The following is a 16782-nucleotide window of genomic DNA, read 5'->3' as shown; positions in this document are numbered from 1 at the left end:
TGAATTCTTTTAATGAGATGCCAAATAAGACCCGGCTTTAAACAAACCAGATGATTAATTTTGTAAACGGGAGGTGCCAAGGGCTTGAGCAGCAATGACATCATTGTTAGTTTGGACATCGGTACATCCAAAGTTCGTGCTATTATTGGGGAGATAAGCAACGGAACCTTTAATATTATTGGAGTTGGATCGGCCGATTCGGAAGGAATCCGAAAAGGCGCTATCGTTGACGTCGATCAAACCGTCCAATCGATTCGTGACGCCGTAGAGCATGCCGAGCGAATGGTCGGCATTCAGATAACAGAAGTTTATGTCGGCATATCGGGCAGCCATATCGGACTGCAGTCAAGCCGCGGCGTTGTGACCGTATCGAACGAGGATCGCGAGATCGGAGAGGACGACCTCGAGCGCGTAACGAAGGCTGCCGAAGTTGTAGCTCTGCCGCCGGAGCGTGAAATCATCGATGTCGTGGCCAAGCAGTTCGTGGTTGACGGCTTGGAGGGAATTCAGGATCCTCGGGGCATGATCGGATCCCGCTTGGAGGTGGAAGCTACGATCGTCACAGGCGCGAAGACGGCCATACATAACCTCTTGCGCTGTGTGGAGAAAGCCGACCTCAAGGTGAAAGAACTGGTGCTGATTTCCCTCGGGGCCGGCCAGCTGGCACTTACCAAAGATGAGAAGACGATGCGTACGGCCCTGATTGATATCGGAGCCGGACAGGCAACGATTTCGATCTTTGAAAACGGCCATCTATCGGCCGTCTCGACACTGCCGGTCGGAGGCGAATATGTCACAAACGACATCGCCTACGGTCTGCGTACGGTAACCGACCAGGCTGAAAAGGTCAAGCTTAAATACGGTTGTGCCATGATGGCGGATGCTGCGGCGGATGTTGTTTTCAAGGTCAATCGGATTGGAAGCACCATCGAGAAGGAATATACACAGGAAGACCTTGCGGCCATTATCGAGCCTCGGGTTCAAGAGATTTTCCAGCTCATTCATCAGGAAATTCAACGCATGGGCTATCGAGATATTGCCGGCGGCTATGTGCTAAGCGGCGGAACCGTCGCAATGCCCGGTGTGCTGCAGGTTGCCCAAAGTGAGCTGACTGCATCCGTTCGTCTCGCTGTACCGGATTATATCGGTGTGCGGGACCCGGCCTTCACCAGTGGGATCGGCATTTTGTACAGCGTCATTCGGAAAAACCGCGGCAGAGGAAGTGCAGCGCCTGGCAAGAAACCCGTCAGTCGACCTAAATCAAGCCCCGCGCCGGAGACGGCTCAGAAAACCGGTTTCCTAGAAAAGCTCAAAAATATGTTTAGCGAATTTATATGAGGAACACAAAAACGAGCCCATCCAAGGAAAACGAGGGGGAGATGGAGGACTATGTTGGAATTCGATTTCGAAATGGAGAGCCTGGCGCGCATTAAAGTCATCGGCGTCGGCGGCGGCGGAAGCAACGCTGTCAACCGCATGATCGAGAACGGTGTGCAGGGCGTGGAGTTTATTACAGTAAATACGGATGCTCAGGCTTTGCACCTGGCTAAGTCGGAACATAAATTGCAGATCGGCGACAAGCTGACTCGAGGCCTTGGTGCAGGAGCCAACCCTGATGTCGGCAAAAAAGCAGCCGAAGAATCCCGCGAACTGATCAGCAATACGCTGAAAGGCGCAGACATGGTATTTGTTACCGCAGGAATGGGCGGTGGCACAGGTACAGGTGCCGCGCCGGTCATCGCCGAAATCGCTCGTGAGTGCGGCGCATTGACAGTAGGCGTCGTTACACGTCCGTTCACTTTCGAAGGCCGTAAACGTGCCGGACAGGCTGAACTGGGCATTGAAGCGCTCAAAGAAAAAGTCGATACGCTGATCGTAATTCCGAACGATCGACTGCTTGAGATTGTTGATAAGAAGACGCCTATGCTCGAAGCTTTCCGCGAAGCGGATAACGTACTGCGTCAAGCGGTACAGGGCATTTCCGACCTGATTGCGGTTCCGGGTCTGATCAACCTTGACTTTGCTGACGTCAAAACGATCATGACCGAGCGCGGATCCGCGCTGATGGGCATCGGTGAATCTTCCGGAGAGAACCGTGCGGCGGAAGCAGCACGCAAAGCGATTATGAGTCCTCTGCTGGAGACATCGATTGAAGGCGCAAGAGGCGTCATCATGAACATCACCGGTGGGTCGAACCTTTCGCTGTATGAAGTCAACGAAGCAGCGGAGATCGTTATCGAAGCTTCCGATCCGGAAGTGAACATGATCTTTGGTGCCATCATCGACGAGACCATGAAAGAAGATATCAAAGTAACGGTTATTGCGACCGGTTTTGAACATAAGCCAGCGCCTATGAAACCGATTGTGCGTCGTCCTGCAGCCCAGCAGCCGGAAGCCGCTCCGGGTGAACGTCCAAAGCAGCCGCCGCGTCCGGCTTTCGAGCCGCAGGCGGATACCGATCAGCTGGACATTCCAACGTTCCTGCGTAACCGTTCGCGTCAAAACAACGATTAAAAGCCATGAAGCGCTTATGGAGGATCCGCTTTCGCTATACGGAAGCGGATCTTTTTTTCAAGATCGACACCTGAATAATCCGGCAAGGAGGAGCAGCAGAAGATGACGACGATTCAAGAACCGTTCGTTCGCAGAATAGCGGAAAGTGGTGCAGAAGTATTTGAACTGGAGCCTTGGAAGGCTTTCAAAGGGCTTAGTGCAGGGTTTACGGGACGCTCGGGCGGAGTAAGCCAAGGGTTTCATGCTTCACTCAATTGTGCGCTGCATGTGGGCGATGATCCTGTCCATGTGGCAGAGAATCGGTCCAGAGTGGCAGCTGCAGCTGGTTTCCGCTTCGAAGATTGGACGAGCGGAGAGCAGGTGCACCTGGCAGAGATTGCGATCGTCAAGGAAGTCGACCGCGGCCGCGGTCGACTTGATCGCGAGAGCGCTTTTCCCGATACCGATGGACTGCTGACGGATGTACCCGGAATTCTGCTGACTTCATTTTACGCTGACTGTGTGCCGCTCTATTTCTTTGATCCGATTACAAAGGCAGTCGGTCTTGCACATGCAGGCTGGAAAGGGACAGTAGCAGAAATCGGACGCCGTATGGTTGAGAAGATGCAGGAGCATTATGGAAGCCGCGTGGAAGACATCCAGACGGCGATCGGCCCTTGTATCGGCGAAACCCGATATGAAGTGGATGACAAGGTACTGGAACAGGTCCGGGTTTTGCTTGAAAAAGACTCGGGTAATGATCCATGTTCGCTGTCTGACTTTTCAAAAGATCTGGGTGGCGGCAAAGCTCTGCTGAACTTGAAAGAATTGAACCGACACATTATGATAAGATCAGGAATACGTCCGGAAAACATTGCATGTACGAGCTGGTGCACCAGCAGCCGGACCGATCTGTTTTTTTCGCACAGACAGGAAAATGGACGGACCGGGCGCATGGCCAGCTGGATTGGACGGAAAGAAGGAGGCACGTTCCGGTGACATTGGAACAGCGGATCGCGCAGGTGAACAGGCTGGTCTCTCAAGCTTGCGAACGCGCGGGTAGATCGCCCGAAGAAATCAACATTGTAGCCGTGACCAAATATGTCTCAACGGAAAAAACGGCTCAGGTATTCGACAGCGGAATTCTCCATATTGGCGAGAATCGCTGGCAGAATGCCAAATCCAAGTGGGAAGCACTCGGAGATCGGGGAGTCTGGCACTTCATCGGTCAGCTTCAGAGTAACAAAGTCAAAGATGTTATAGGCAAATTCGCTTATATTCACTCGTTGGATCGTCTGTCTCTGGCAAAAGAACTGGAGCGTCAGGCGTCAGCGGCCGATATAACGGTTAAGGTTTTCGTTCAAGTCAATATATCGGGCGAAGACTCCAAATCAGGTATGCCGCCGGAAGAGGTATTCGATTTTGTAAGGCAGATGCGTGATTATCCCCATATCGAGATTGTCGGCTTGATGACCATGGCACCGCTGGAATCCGATGCCGAAGCCGCTCGGCCCGTATTCCGGGGATTGCGAGAGCTTAGGGACGAGCTGAACGCTGGTAATGTACTGCCTTACCCGATCACACATTTGTCGATGGGCATGTCGGGAGATTTCGAAGTGGCGATTGAAGAAGGGGCAACCTGGCTGCGCCTGGGCTCTATTCTGGTAGGAAAAGAGGAGGACTGACGATGGGTGTCATGAACCGTTTTATGAATTTTCTTGGCCTGCAGGAAGAAGAGGAAATCGTGGAACGCGAAAGAGTGGTAGAGCAGGAAGAACCTCAGAACGATTCGACCCAAAATTACGAAACGCGCAAAAATGCGAAAACGAACAATGTGGTCAGCATCCATGCGCAAAAGAGTGTTAAAGTTATCCTGTCCGAACCGCGCACCTACGAAGATGCTCAGATAATCGCCGATCATCTCCGTGCGCATCGTTCCGTTGTTGTTAATCTGCAGCAGGTCCGCCGTGATCATGCCAAGCGGATTATCGATTTTCTCGGCGGTACGGTCTATGCCATTAACGGCAGCATTTCCAAAGTCGGAGGAGATATTTTTCTCTGCACGCCGGATACGGTCGAAGTCGAAGGGACAATCGCCGATCTGATGCGCGAGGACCAAGAATTTAATCAAATGAGGTGAAGATAGATTGGTAGAATTTCTCTTACGGCTTGAGTATCAATGGATTCCTTTGCTTTTTCAAATTTATAGCTGGCTGCTGATTATTTATATCCTGATGTCTTGGCTGCCGAATGTACGCGAAAGCCAAGTCGGCGTTATGCTCGGAAAAGTTGTAGAACCGTATTTGTCCATTTTCCGCCGCTTTATTCCGCCGATCGGCGGAATGCTCGATATTTCCCCGATTGTTGCGTTTTTCGTTTTGCGTTTTGTTCAGCGGGGAGTTATGTATCTGGTTGAGCTCTTAAGACTGGCAATCACTTAACGGAGAAAACTTATGTCTAAAAACTTGTATGAACATGTGCACCCCGATGAACGGGAGTTTGTAGACCGCGCCTCTGAATGGCTTGAAGGCGCGGCCCGTTATCATGAAATGAAGTTGACCGATTTTCTCGATCCTCGGCAGCTGCAGATCCTGTCCATGCTGGCCGGTTCGGAGAGAGATGTTGTCATGCGTCTGGACGGCGGAAGTCCGCATGCCGAACGCAAGCGGGCATTGATTGCACCGGATTATCGGGAATTGGACGACGAAGACATGAAAATGGTTGTGCTGTCGATCACTCCGGCAGACAGCAAATTCACGGAGATCGGGCATGGCGATTATATGGGATCGGTATTGGGACTCGGAATCAAGCGTTCCAAGATCGGTGATATTCATCCGCGCGAAGACGGATGCCACATTGTGGCTGCCGCCGAGATCGCGGATTTCCTTAATCTGGAGCTTAGGCAGGTGCATCGGGTAAACGTATTCACCGAACTTCTGCCGATTGCGTCGCTGCTGGCTTCGGAATCGGAACTGGCGGAAATGGAACTGACTGTAGCTTCGCCGCGTCTCGACGGAATTGCGAGTGACGTTTACCGGATGAGCCGAGCGAAAATTCTGCCTCCGATTAAAGCCGGCCGCTGCCGGGTAAATTGGAAGGTGGAGGAAGATCCCTCCAAAACGCTGCGCGAAGGTGATACGGTCTCGCTGCAGGGCTTCGGGCGCTTTCGAGTGCTGGAAGTCGGCGATTTGACAAAAAAAGGTCGTTACCGCGTACGAATCGGCAAATTTGTGTAGCGGGTTGTGCAGGAGCAAGCAGGAATTCACGTTTTGGCGTCGAAATTCCGATAAACCGAAGAGGACCGCTGCGCGGGGAGCGCGGCGGTCTTATGCACGAACCGGATACATCCGCCGTACTGTCGAAGGATGGCAGCGTGCTTAATACATTGGAGGTGCACAACATGGCATTATCACCGCTGGATATACATAGTAAAGAATTCAGCCGACGTCTTCGTGGATACGATGAAGATGAAGTCAACGAGTTTCTGGATCAGGTCATCAAAGATTACGAAAGTCTGATTCGCGAAAACAAGGATTTGCTGCACCGTATGGCATCAATGGAAGAGCGTCTGAATCATTTTATGAACTTGGAAGATACGCTCAGCAAGACGATTATTGTCGCACAGGAAGCGGCTGACGAAGTGCGCGGCAATGCGAAGAAGGAAGCGCAGCTGGTCGTGAAGGAAGCGGAAAAGAATGCCGACCGGATCATCAATGAAGCGCTTGTTAAATCACGTAAAGTAGCTGTAGAGATGGAAGAACTCAAGAAGCAGGCGTCGATCTACCGGACTCGTTTCCGTACGCTGATCGAAGCGCAGTTGGAACTGCTGGCCCAAGATGGCTGGGATGCGCTTGATCGCCAGAGCCGTGAGCTTGATCGCGAGATGGAACAAGCTCAAGCCGACCGGCGTGCAAGCGAATCTTACTGATTGCTGCGTACCCCACCAAATGATGTGAGCTATTGACAACGGGTGCGTATAGCGCTATAAATAAAGAACGTTATCAGACAGATTTGATTCAGTAACCATTACAACTCAAATTCAACGATGGGAACAGTACGTCATGCAATCGTTCTCCAGAGAGCCGGGCCTTTATGAGCTGCAAGCCGGTGTACGAAGCATAGACCGAAGATCGTCCCGGAGAAGTACGTCCGAATTCTTTGACCGTGTATCGGCAGAGAGAGTAGGCCGTACCGGAAGCCGACCGTTACAGCGGCCCCGCGTTATTGGACGCGGAGACAAGGTGTCGCTCTGCTGCGCGATGCCCGAAAAGCGGCGTGCTCCGGCGTTTTTCGGACAGACTGTGCAGACAGGCGAAACAAGGGTGGTATCGCGAGCAAGCCTCGTCCCTTTCCAGGGGCGGGGTTTTATTTGTTTTAAAAAGCATTTATTTTTCAACAAAAAGGAGCCTACAGAAATGCAAAGAGTCGATGTGAAAGAGAAAGCACGGGCGCGCGATCTACGGATATTGAACCGTTGGAACGAAGAAGATACGTTTAAAAAGTCGATCGAAAACCGGGAAGGTAAACCAAACTTCGTCTTTTACGAAGGACCGCCGACAGCGAACGGTGTGCCGCATATCGGTCACGTATTGGGCCGCGTAATCAAAGACTTCGTAGGCCGCTACCAGACAATGAAGGGCTATCATGTTGTGCGCAAAGCGGGCTGGGATACACATGGTCTTCCGGTTGAGCTGGGTGTGGAGAAACAGCTGGGTATTTCCGGCAAACACGATATCGAAGAATACGGCGTCGAGAAATTTATCAAGAAGTGCAAAGAGAGCGTCTTTACGTATGAAAAGCAGTGGCGCGATCTGACCGAAGCGATCGGCTATTGGACGGATCTCGATAACCCGTACATCACGCTGGATAATAAATATATCGAGAGCGTTTGGAACCTGCTGGGCACAATCCATGACAAAGGACTGCTCTACCGCGGACACCGTGTAAGCCCATACTGTCCGTCCTGCCAAACAACACTGAGCTCGCACGAAGTGGCACAGGGCTACGAAGACGTGAAGGACCTGAGCGCGACAGCCAAGTTCAAGCTGGAAAGCGGCGAGTATGTGCTGGCTTGGACGACGACGCCTTGGACGCTGCCTTCGAATATTGCATTGGCTGTCAATCCGGACATGACTTACGTAAAGGTTAAGCAGGATGGCGAAGTGCTGATCTTGGCAAAGAATCTGACGGAGAGTGTACTCAAAGGCGAATACGAGATGCTGTCGGAGCTGAAGGGTTCGGAACTGGTCGGCCTGAACTACGATGCACCGTTCCACTACTTTACACCGGAAAAAGGACATTTCATCGTAGGTGCGGACTTCGTTACTGATTCCAGCGGTACGGGTGTTGTCCACATGGCTCCAGCGCACGGTGAGGACGACTACCGGGTCTGCCGAGAGAACGGAATCAGCTTCGTCAATCTGGTCGATTCGCAAGGACGTTTTGTAGCCGATGTGACTGATTTTGCAGGACGCTTCGTGAAGGATGGAGAGACCGATATCGAAATCGTGAAGTCCCTTTCTGAAAAAGGACGGCTGTACAGCAAAGAAAAATACGAGCACAGCTATCCGTTCTGCTGGCGCTGCCACACCCCGCTTGTCTACTATGCGACAGACAGCTGGTTTATCCAGACGACAGCTGTTAAAGACAAGCTGATCGAAAACAACAAAGGCGTTAAATGGTATCCGGACCATGTCCGCGAAGGACGCTTCGGCAAGTTCCTGGACGACTTGATCGACTGGAACATCAGCCGGAACCGCTACTGGGGAACGCCGCTCAATGTCTGGGTGTGCGAGGAAACAGGCAAGCAGTACGCACCGAAAAGCATCGCAGATCTGCGTGAACGTGCTGTAGATTTCGTTCCGGAAGATATCGAGCTGCATAAGCCTTACGTGGATGAAATCAAACTAAAGTCGCCATTTGCGGAAGGTGCAGTTATGACCCGTACGCCGGAAGTTATCGACGTGTGGTTCGACAGCGGCTCGATGCCTTTTGCCCAGCAGCATTATCCATTTGAAAATCAAGAAGACTTCAAAGCGCAGTACCCGGCCGATATGATCGTCGAAGGAATCGACCAGACGCGCGGCTGGTTCTACAGTCTGCTCGCAATCTCTACAATGGTTACCGGAGAAGCGCCATACAAATCCGTTATGGCAACCGGCCATATTCTGGATGAAAACGGACAGAAAATGTCGAAGTCCAAAGGCAATGTTGTTGATCCGTGGGAAGTGCTTGAAGAATACGGCATGGACGCATTCCGCTGGGTAATGCTGGCCGACAGCGCACCGTGGAATACAAAGCGTTTCTCGAAAGGCGTCGTCGGCGAAGCAAAATCTAAAGTCGTCGATACGATCGTCAATACGCACGCATTCCTGACGCTGTATGCGGACATCGACGGATTTGATCCGGAACAGCATCCATTCCAAGTGCCGACCGGTCGTCTGGACCGCTGGATTCTGTCCCGTCTGCACAGCTTGATCGCGACGGCCAACGAAGCACTGGCGGATAATGATTTCCTGACAGCAGCCAAAGGCATCGAAGAATTTGTCGACGGTCTGAGCAACTGGTATATCCGCCGTTCGCGTGACCGGTTCTGGGGCAGCGGCCTGACGGACGACAAGTTGGATGCGTACCGCACGCTGACCGAAGTTCTGTCGACGCTGGCTCGTCTGATCGCTCCGTTTATGCCGGTATTGGCGGAAGATCTGTACAGCAACCTGGGCGGCAAGACAAGCGTGCATCTGGCCGACTATCCGGAAGCCGACGTTTCGCTGATCGACACCGAATTGGAGCGCGACATGAAGACATCGCAGCAGATCGTAGAACTTGCCCGCAACGTGCGGAACGAAAACAGCCTGAAAACGCGCCAACCGCTGTCCGAGCTGATTGTATCCATGGACCGCGAGTTTGATCTGGCGGATTACGCGGATATCGTCAAGGACGAGATCAATGTCAAAGAAATCCGTGTAGAGAGTGGGGACAGCGACTTTGTTGACTATACGCTCAAGCTGAACCTCAAGGTAGCGGGCAAGAAATACGGCAAAAACGTCGGTTTCCTGCAGAACCACTTCAAAGGCATGACAGCGGATCAGACGCGTGCAGTCGTAGACAGCGGTTCGTTCAACATCACTTCGCCGGAAGGGGAAGAGCTGCAGGTGACCGGCGAAGAGCTGCTGATCGAGAAGAAAGCGAAGGAAGGTTTTGCATCCGCGTCCGGTTACGGTCTGACGGTAGCGCTGAACACGGATGTGACGCCGGAACTCGAGCAGGAAGGCTGGGTACGCGAGATCGTCCGCGCCGTACAGGATACGCGCAAAAAGCTTGATCTCAAAGTCGAACAGCGTGTAGATCTGACGCTCGACGTCGACAACGAGCTGCAAACGGCTCTTGAAGCATTCGACTCCGTGCTGCGCGAGAATGTACTGGTTAACGAGGTATCGTTTGGTTCGAAGGACGGTATGGAAAGAGTGACGCTTAACGGGAAAGAAGTCGGCATCAAGATCGACTGATTGTCTTTCATGTCCTTAGCGTGATAAAAGCCCCGCGGAGATCGTCGATCGGGACGGCCGCCAGCGGGGCTTTTCTTTGCTCGGATAAGGCGGTTTTCTGCATTTTTTTGTTCTGCTGCAGCGGTAACCGTCCTGCCGATATAGGGCCGGCAGCCGCTGCAACCTCCGGTCGTGCAATAGACGCTCTCTTCGGCGCTGTGCTACAATAGACAAGCCGGAAGGAAGCGTCTGCCGCCCGCCGGTTCCAAATTGAAGGTATCTTAAAGAAGTACGAGGTGACGGATTAACGTGATTTATTATGTAATTGCGCTTGTTGCTTTTCTGATCGATCAGGGAACGAAATATCTGGTCGTTACGCGCATGGAAATCAGTGAAAAAATTCCGGTCATCGGAAATTTCTTTCTTCTGACCTCGCACCGCAATAAAGGCGCAGCATTCGGAATTCTTCAGGAGCAGCGGTGGTTTTTCATCATTGTGACCCTGATCGTCGTTGCCGGCATTGTCTGGTATCTCCAGCGGGTGAAAAATGCCAAAGGCTCGGCGCGCATGCTGCCTATCGCACTCAGCCTCGTACTTGGCGGAGCGCTCGGCAACTTCCTGGACCGGGTGCGGATGGGAGAAGTCGTAGACTTTTTCCTGTTCAATTTTGGCAGCTACAGCTTCCCGATCTTCAATGTGGCGGATGCCTGCATCGTAGTCGGCGTCGCTCTGATCATTCTGGATACAATATTCGATGCCAAGCGTCCGAACGAACCGCATCCTGCGGATAAGCTTGAACAGCGTACGGAGGAACAACAATGACCGACAATCGACAGGACGATCTCTCCGCCATGGCGGAAGAGCATGCAACAGAAGAAGAAGTACTGCAGTGGAGCGTCGCTGCCGAATACAAAAAACATCGTCTCGATAAGTATGTAACCGAGGCGATGGAAGAAGAAGTGTCCCGATCGCAAATTCAGCTTTGGATCGACCAGGGACATGTGACTGTGAACGGCCGTGCTGCCAAAGCCAACCACAAGTTGTCAGAAGGCGAAACGGTCGAGGTTCGCGTACCTCCGGCCGAAACGGTCGATATCGTGTCGGAAGACATTCCGCTCGAAGTCGTGTACGAAGACAAGGATGTCATCGTCGTCAACAAACGGCGCGGGATGGTCGTTCATCCTGCTGTGGGGCACTCGTCCGGCACACTGGTGAACGCCCTGATGTTCCACTGTAAAGACCTCTCGGGCATTAACGGCGAACTGCGCCCGGGCATCGTACATCGGATTGACAAGGACACCAGCGGCCTGCTGATGGCAGCCAAGAACGATAAAGCGCACACTTCCTTGGCTGCCCAGCTCAAAGAACACTCCGTAAGCCGGATCTATACGGCATTGGTACACGGTAACATAGCTCACGACCACGGAACAGTCGACGCCAATCTGGCTCGTGATTCTCATCATCGCAAGATGTTCACCGTCGTTCCAAAAGGCGGAAAGCATGCGATCACGCATTTCAATGTAGTAGAGCGCTTCGGCGATTACACACTGCTGGAGTTGAAGCTTGAAACGGGTCGTACACACCAGATTCGCGCACATATGAAGTTTATCGGGAATCCCCTTGTAGGCGACCCGATGTATGGCCGAAGCGGTGGTCTTAAGCTGCAGGGCCAAGCTCTGCACGCTGCTTCGCTGGGTTTCACTCATCCGTCGACAGGCGAGCGCCTGGAGTTCTCTGCTCCGATTCCTGCCGATCTGGATGAATTATTGACTCATCTCCGCAGCCGCTAAGCAGCTTTTAGCGTCCGCGAAGCCCAGCTCTCCGCTCTTGCTTTTGCCCTTGAGCCTTTGGCGTCCGCGAAGCCGGAGCCCAGCTCTTCGCTTTTGCCTTTGCCTTTAAAGCCTTTGGCGTTCGCGAAGCGGAGCCGAGCTTTTTTCTTTCGCTCTTGCCTTTAAGCTTTTGGCGTTCGCGAAGCGGAGCCCAGTTCTTTGCTTTTGCTCTTGCCCTTAAGCCTTTGACGATTCGCAAAGCGGAGTCCAGCCCTTCGTTCGCCTATATAGGCGAACCTAAAGCACCACGCGCTCAGACGTCTGCTCCGTATTAAGGGAGCAGACGCCTTCCCACGCCCCCAATGCGCAGACGGGAGCGGAGGGGAGGAGGGAGCCGGAGGAAGCGGAGCGTTCGCATTTTCAAGAGGTTTTCTACCACGAGTAATGTTTTAGTCCAATCAGTAGAAAACCGGTTTGAAACGGCGATCCGCAGGCTCCTCCTCCCCGGAGCGTCTCCCCCTGCGCAAAAACACCAAATTTTCCACCACATAATCCATGTACGCTTATCCCCGATTTGCGGCATCATGGAAACTAGATCATACCGTTCAAGGAGCTGAATTTATCCATGAGTATCGAACAGTATCAAAACACTTACATCCAGCAAGTATTCGCAGACCGCATCGGCGGATCGAATTACGGCAAAGACACCAATATTTATAAATTCGAAAAAATCAAACGCGCCAAAGCAGCTGCACGCCAGGCATTCCCTGACGTCGAACTGATCGACATGGGAGTCGGCGAGCCGGACGAAATGGCGGACGCAGGCATCGTTGCCAAGCTGGCTGAAGAAGCGGCGAAGCCGGAAAACCGCGGTTATGCTGATAACGGCATTCCGGAGTTCAAAGCCGCTGCTGCTCAATACTTGGCAGACGTTTTCAAAGTCGAAGGCATTGATCCTAATACCGAAATCGTGCATTCCATCGGCTCCAAGCCGGCGTTGGCCATGCTCCCATCCGTATTCATCAATCCGGGCGACGTATCGATTCTAACCGTTCCGGGCTATCCGGTTCTGGGCACGCACACGAAATACGTGGGCGGCGAAGTGTATAATGTACAGCTGACCAAAGAAAACAACTTCCTGCCGGATCTGGATTCCATTCCGTCCGATATCGCGAAACGCGCCAAGCTGCTGTACTTGAACTACCCGAACAACCCGACCGGCGCAAGTGCAACAGTAGAGTTCTTCACGAAAGTCGTGGAGTGGGCGAAAAAGAACGAAGTCATCGTTGTACACGATGCTCCGTATGCGGCGCTGACTTACGACGGTTTGAAGCCGCTCAGCTTCTTGTCCGTACCGGGCGCGAAGGATGTTGGCGTTGAACTGCACTCGCTTTCCAAGTCCTATAACATGACCGGCTGGAGAATCGGCTTCGTAGCGGGCAACCCGCTTGTAGTCAAAGCTTTCAGCGACGTGAAGGACAACAATGACTCCGGTCAGTTCATTGCGATTCAAAAGGCAGCTGCTTACGGTTTGGCGAATCCGCAAATTACGGAACAAATCGCCGAAAAATATTCGCGTCGTCACGACATGCTCGTAGCTGCGCTGAATGAACTGGGCTTTACAGCCGAGAAACCAAAAGGTTCGTTCTTCCTGTATGTGCAGGCACCTAAAGGCATCAAGGGCGGCGAAACATTCGGCAGCGGCGAGGCGTTCTCGCAGTTCCTGATCCGCGAAAAGCTGATCTCCACTGTACCTTGGGATGACGCGGGTTCGTTTGTACGTTTCTCCGTTACATTCGAAGCAAAAGGCTTGGATGAAGAAAAACGGGTTATCGAAGAAATTAAACGTCGTCTGAGCGACGTGGAATTTGAATTTTAATTATATTCGATACCGAATGGGATAGTCATTAAGTAAGCATCGAAAGCAGCTTCCGTCATCTAATGACGGAAGCTTTTTTTGTGGATTGAGAAAAATGACAGCGAAAAGCTGCAAACAAAGGGTATAAACAAAGAGAGAAGTTCCGGTGAGAATATGTCTGTTTATCGTAGGATGATAGACGCGTCATACCGGAAATCAAATTTCGCCTTTTTGGAAAGGAGTCTTACATCTATTATGAATGAAGCTATTATTTTTGACCTTGACGGAGTGATCGTGTCCACCGACCATTATCATTACCGGGCATGGAAAGAGATTGCCGACAGAGAACATGTACCATTTGATGAGGAACGGAATGGACTGCTGCGTGGTGTAAGCCGGGAGAAAAGCTTAGAGATTTTGTTGGAACTTGCTCCCCGAACTTACTCGGCGGAAGAGAAGAAGCAGTTGGCCGAGGAAAAAAATAAGATTTACCGTCAACTGCTGCAGGAGTTGACTCCCGCGGATATTTTGCCAGGCGTCCTGACTTGGATTGATGAAGCCAAGGAGAAGGGATTGCGCATAGCGATTGGATCTTCGAGTAAAAATACGGACTTCATTCTGGAGCGTATCGGCTTGTCAGATACGTTCGATGCGGTGGTTACAGGGGCGGACGTAGAGCACAGCAAGCCGGCACCGGATATTTTTCTGCTGGCTGCCGAACGTTTGGGTGCTGGACCTGAACAATGCTGGGTGATTGAAGATGCTCCGGCGGGCATTGTAGCTGCCAAAGCTGCCGGAATGAAAACGATTGGCGTTGGTGAATTCGTGCAGAACAGCGGTGCGGATCGCTGGGCACTGACACTGGGCGAAGCGAAGCTGTAAGTATAAAAATGGTTTGCTGACTTCAAGCGGCCCAACAATCTTGATAGGCAAAAAGGCTTTCCGATTTCGGAAAGCCTTTTTCTTATGCTGACAAAGTTTCATCTCAATCGATCTGGAATTTCTCCACTTCTTCTTGGAGCTGTTCGGCCAAACCGGCCAATGAGGAGGAGGATTCTCGGATTTCTTCCATCGAAGCCAACTGTTCTTCGGCTGCTGCGGCAATCTCGTGTGTACCGGATTGATTGGCTTCAGCGGCTTTTGCAATTTCACGTACGGACTGTGCTACCTCTTCAGCATGGCCGGTCACTTCACCGACCCGTGTGTTCATGCCGTTGAGATCGTCGGCCACATGTTCAGAAGCTGTTTTGAGGCGGCGCAGATTATCTGCCGTAAGCTCCGCGCTCTCCAATCCATCGGTGACGGAAGAACGGATCTTGACGAATGTTTCCAATGAAGCCCGAATATCGGAAACAATATCTTGAATAAGTCCTTCAATCATTTTGGCAGAATCGGCGGACTGCTGAGCGAGCTTCTTGACCTCGCTTGCAACAACAGTGAAGCCGAGTCCGGCTTCGCCGGCTCTTGCAGCTTCGATCGAAGCGTTCAGCGCCAGCAGATTGGTCTGCGATGCGATCTCGTCGATTGTATGCAGGATGCCGGTAATCGTCTTCGATTTGTCTGCCAGCCCGGAAATGACCTCGCCGCCTTCGCGCACCGACCCATCAATTTCACGAATGCGTTCTAATGTCCGGTCGACCAACAAGTCCCCTTCCTCGGCCATTTCGGCCGAGCTGCGCGAAGCTACCGCGAGACGCTCAGAGCCGCTGCGGATTTCGGCCAGCCATTCGAAGACTTCCTCGAGTCTTTGAGAACTGTCGGATACCTTTTCGTTTTGCCGCTCACTGACCGCCGCAAATCCTTCGATAGCCTCTGTAATTTGCCGGCTGGCTTTGCCCGTATGTTCGGCACTGGCGCTGAGCTGCTCTGACGAAGCGGCTACATCCGATACGGATGAAGTGATCGAACGGATAAGGGAGCCGAGCGAAGTATTCATACGCTGGAATGAATCCGCCAGCTGTCCGATTTCGTCTCTGCTGGAGTCGTTTATGGTACTGGTCAGGTTGCCGGAGCTGATGGCTTCGGCGGCTTTGGTAACACGGCCTAGGCGGCGTGCGATAGAACGCGTAAGCAGCCAGATAATCGTTCCGCCAATAAGCAGCGATGCGGCGAGCACGAGAAGAAGGCGGTACAGGATTGGCTGTGCAGCCGTTTGAACTTCATTCTCATAATAGCTGCCTGCAATGATCCAGCCGCTCAATTCATTGGTTTCGTATACCAGAACTTTGGGCTGGGATTCGAAAGTATAGTGGAATGTACCGGAATCCGTACCTTGGTCAGAAATTCTCATAGAAACACTATCGCTTGAGCCAGCCTCAATAGTGGGATGTGAAATGTAGGTGCCTTCGCTTGTCATGATAAAGGCATAACCTCCGGTACCAATTTGAATGGTTTCTCTCGTTTGCAGTAGAGAATCGAGCGATATGTCGAGCGCAACAACGCCGCTTCCGTCGTTCAAACGTTTGGCGATGGCTACTCCAGTTGTATCTGTCGTAGCGGAAATGTAAGGCTCGCTGATCACGGCTTTGTCAGGGTTTTTCATAGCAAGATTGTACCAATCTCTAGTACGCGGATCGAAGCCTTCCGGAAGATTATCGTAATTCGAAGCGATAAACACTCCCGTTTCCGATCCTGCGTAAGCCAGATCTACATCATTTTGTGCAAGGTCGTACGTTTCAAGAGATGAATTTATTATACCGGACTCTGCTCCTCCACTCTGAAAAGACGCACTGTTTAATGTTTCTGCCAAGTAATCGACGGTCGCAACCTTGGATTTCAAGTCGCGATCGATAATAGCATTCATCGTTTGTACACTTGACGCAGAATTCATCAACAGTTCAGCACTGAGTGCCGATTTGGCCGACTGATATGAAAGGATTGCCGATGCAAGCAGTGCGACAACCAAAATGGAGATAAAGAAAATCAATAATTTATTGCCCAATGATAACGAAAAACGTCTGCCTTTAGTCAAACGCATATGTTAACCTCCTCTTGTATCATGCATATTACTTTATATGTCGGCAAAGACGGAACGAAAGTCAAGCAATCGTTTTCATAAAATGTTCTATAGATCATAAAAATTTGTATTTTAGCAGTTGAGAAAGGATATAGAAGTTCCGAACCCGAGCTGCTCCCGAATAAAAAGAAATAACTATTGAATAAATACAACATTATG

Annotated in this window: 14 protein-coding genes; 13 read left to right on the top strand and 1 reads right to left on the bottom strand. The window is 51.7% G+C overall.

The annotated features are described in order from the left end of the window. The first annotated feature begins 84 nt into the window (after positions 1-84). From ftsA to pgmB, 13 genes are all read left to right on the top strand, one after another. Positions 85-1338, top strand: a complete 1254-nt coding sequence (gene ftsA / locus F456_RS0103780) for a cell division protein FtsA (RefSeq protein ID WP_018975672.1) — start codon at positions 85-87, stop codon at positions 1336-1338. 51 nt (positions 1339-1389) lie between these two features. Then, entirely contained in the window at positions 1390-2514 is a 1125-nt protein-coding gene (gene ftsZ, locus F456_RS0103775) for a cell division protein FtsZ (RefSeq protein ID WP_018975671.1), read from the top strand. Positions 2515-2616: 102 nt separating this feature from the next. After that, positions 2617-3492, top strand: coding sequence for a peptidoglycan editing factor PgeF (gene pgeF / locus F456_RS0103770; RefSeq protein ID WP_018975670.1), 876 nt, complete (start codon positions 2617-2619; stop codon positions 3490-3492). Continuing rightward, the gene (locus F456_RS0103765; RefSeq protein ID WP_018975669.1) at positions 3489-4178 is read left to right on the top strand and encodes a YggS family pyridoxal phosphate-dependent enzyme; all 690 of its coding nucleotides are present in this window, start codon (positions 3489-3491) and stop codon (positions 4176-4178) included. The genes pgeF and F456_RS0103765 overlap by 4 nt, the downstream gene beginning before the upstream one ends. A 2-nt stretch (positions 4179-4180) precedes the next feature. Beyond that, on the top strand, positions 4181-4633 hold the full coding sequence (locus F456_RS0103760) for a cell division protein SepF (protein WP_018975668.1): 453 nt from the start codon (positions 4181-4183) through the stop codon (positions 4631-4633). A 7-nt stretch (positions 4634-4640) separates the two neighbouring features. Beyond that, positions 4641-4934, top strand: coding sequence for a YggT family protein (locus F456_RS0103755; RefSeq protein ID WP_018975667.1), 294 nt, complete (start codon positions 4641-4643; stop codon positions 4932-4934). Positions 4935-4946: 12 nt separating this feature from the next. Further along, positions 4947-5729, top strand: a complete 783-nt coding sequence (locus F456_RS0103750; RefSeq protein WP_018975666.1) for a YlmH family RNA-binding protein — start codon at positions 4947-4949, stop codon at positions 5727-5729. A 164-nt stretch (positions 5730-5893) separates the two neighbouring features. Continuing rightward, the gene (locus F456_RS21695) at positions 5894-6421 is read left to right on the top strand and encodes a DivIVA domain-containing protein (protein ID WP_040924935.1); all 528 of its coding nucleotides are present in this window, start codon (positions 5894-5896) and stop codon (positions 6419-6421) included. Positions 6422-6908: 487 nt separating this feature from the next. Continuing rightward, entirely contained in the window at positions 6909-10001 is a 3093-nt protein-coding gene (ileS, locus tag F456_RS0103740; RefSeq protein ID WP_018975664.1) for an isoleucine--tRNA ligase, read from the top strand. Positions 10002-10289: 288 nt separating this feature from the next. Next, positions 10290-10802 (top strand): signal peptidase II, encoded by a 513-nt coding sequence (gene lspA, locus F456_RS0103735; protein WP_018975663.1) that lies wholly within the window; start codon positions 10290-10292, stop codon positions 10800-10802. Further along, positions 10799-11770, top strand: coding sequence for an RluA family pseudouridine synthase (locus F456_RS0103730; protein ID WP_018975662.1), 972 nt, complete (start codon positions 10799-10801; stop codon positions 11768-11770). Before lspA ends, F456_RS0103730 begins: the two co-directional genes overlap by 4 nt. A gap of 604 nt (positions 11771-12374) precedes the next feature. Beyond that, positions 12375-13628, top strand: a complete 1254-nt coding sequence (locus F456_RS0103725; protein WP_018975661.1) for an LL-diaminopimelate aminotransferase — start codon at positions 12375-12377, stop codon at positions 13626-13628. A 234-nt stretch (positions 13629-13862) separates the two neighbouring features. Next, a complete protein-coding gene (gene pgmB / locus F456_RS0103720) occupies positions 13863-14489 on the top strand; it encodes a beta-phosphoglucomutase (protein WP_018975660.1) in 627 nt (208 codons plus the stop codon). A gap of 103 nt (positions 14490-14592) precedes the next feature. Here the strand turns inward: pgmB and F456_RS0103715 are convergent, their stop codons facing one another. Then, entirely contained in the window at positions 14593-16584 is a 1992-nt protein-coding gene (locus F456_RS0103715; RefSeq protein ID WP_018975659.1) for a HAMP domain-containing methyl-accepting chemotaxis protein, read from the bottom strand. Positions 16585-16782 lie beyond the last annotated feature (198 nt).

The organism is Saccharibacillus kuerlensis DSM 22868 (assembly GCF_000378145.1).
GTDB lineage: Bacteria > Bacillota > Bacilli > Paenibacillales > Paenibacillaceae > Saccharibacillus > Saccharibacillus kuerlensis.
This window is presented reverse-complemented; position numbering and strand designations above follow the sequence as displayed.

Coding starts and splice junctions, on each gene's coding strand:
- ftsZ (WP_018975671.1), top strand. CDS start 1,390: ATGTTGGAATTCGATTTCGAAATGGAGAGCCTGGCGCGCATTAAAGTC.
- pgeF (WP_018975670.1), top strand. CDS start 2,617: ATGACGACGATTCAAGAACCGTTCGTTCGCAGAATAGCGGAAAGTGGT.
- F456_RS0103760 (WP_018975668.1), top strand. CDS start 4,181: ATGGGTGTCATGAACCGTTTTATGAATTTTCTTGGCCTGCAGGAAGAA.
- F456_RS0103750 (WP_018975666.1), top strand. CDS start 4,947: ATGTCTAAAAACTTGTATGAACATGTGCACCCCGATGAACGGGAGTTT.
- F456_RS21695 (WP_040924935.1), top strand. CDS start 5,894: ATGGCATTATCACCGCTGGATATACATAGTAAAGAATTCAGCCGACGT.
- ileS (WP_018975664.1), top strand. CDS start 6,909: ATGCAAAGAGTCGATGTGAAAGAGAAAGCACGGGCGCGCGATCTACGG.
- F456_RS0103730 (WP_018975662.1), top strand. CDS start 10,799: ATGACCGACAATCGACAGGACGATCTCTCCGCCATGGCGGAAGAGCAT.
- F456_RS0103725 (WP_018975661.1), top strand. CDS start 12,375: ATGAGTATCGAACAGTATCAAAACACTTACATCCAGCAAGTATTCGCA.
- pgmB (WP_018975660.1), top strand. CDS start 13,863: ATGAATGAAGCTATTATTTTTGACCTTGACGGAGTGATCGTGTCCACC.
- F456_RS0103715 (WP_018975659.1), bottom strand. CDS start 16,584: ATGCGTTTGACTAAAGGCAGACGTTTTTCGTTATCATTGGGCAATAAA.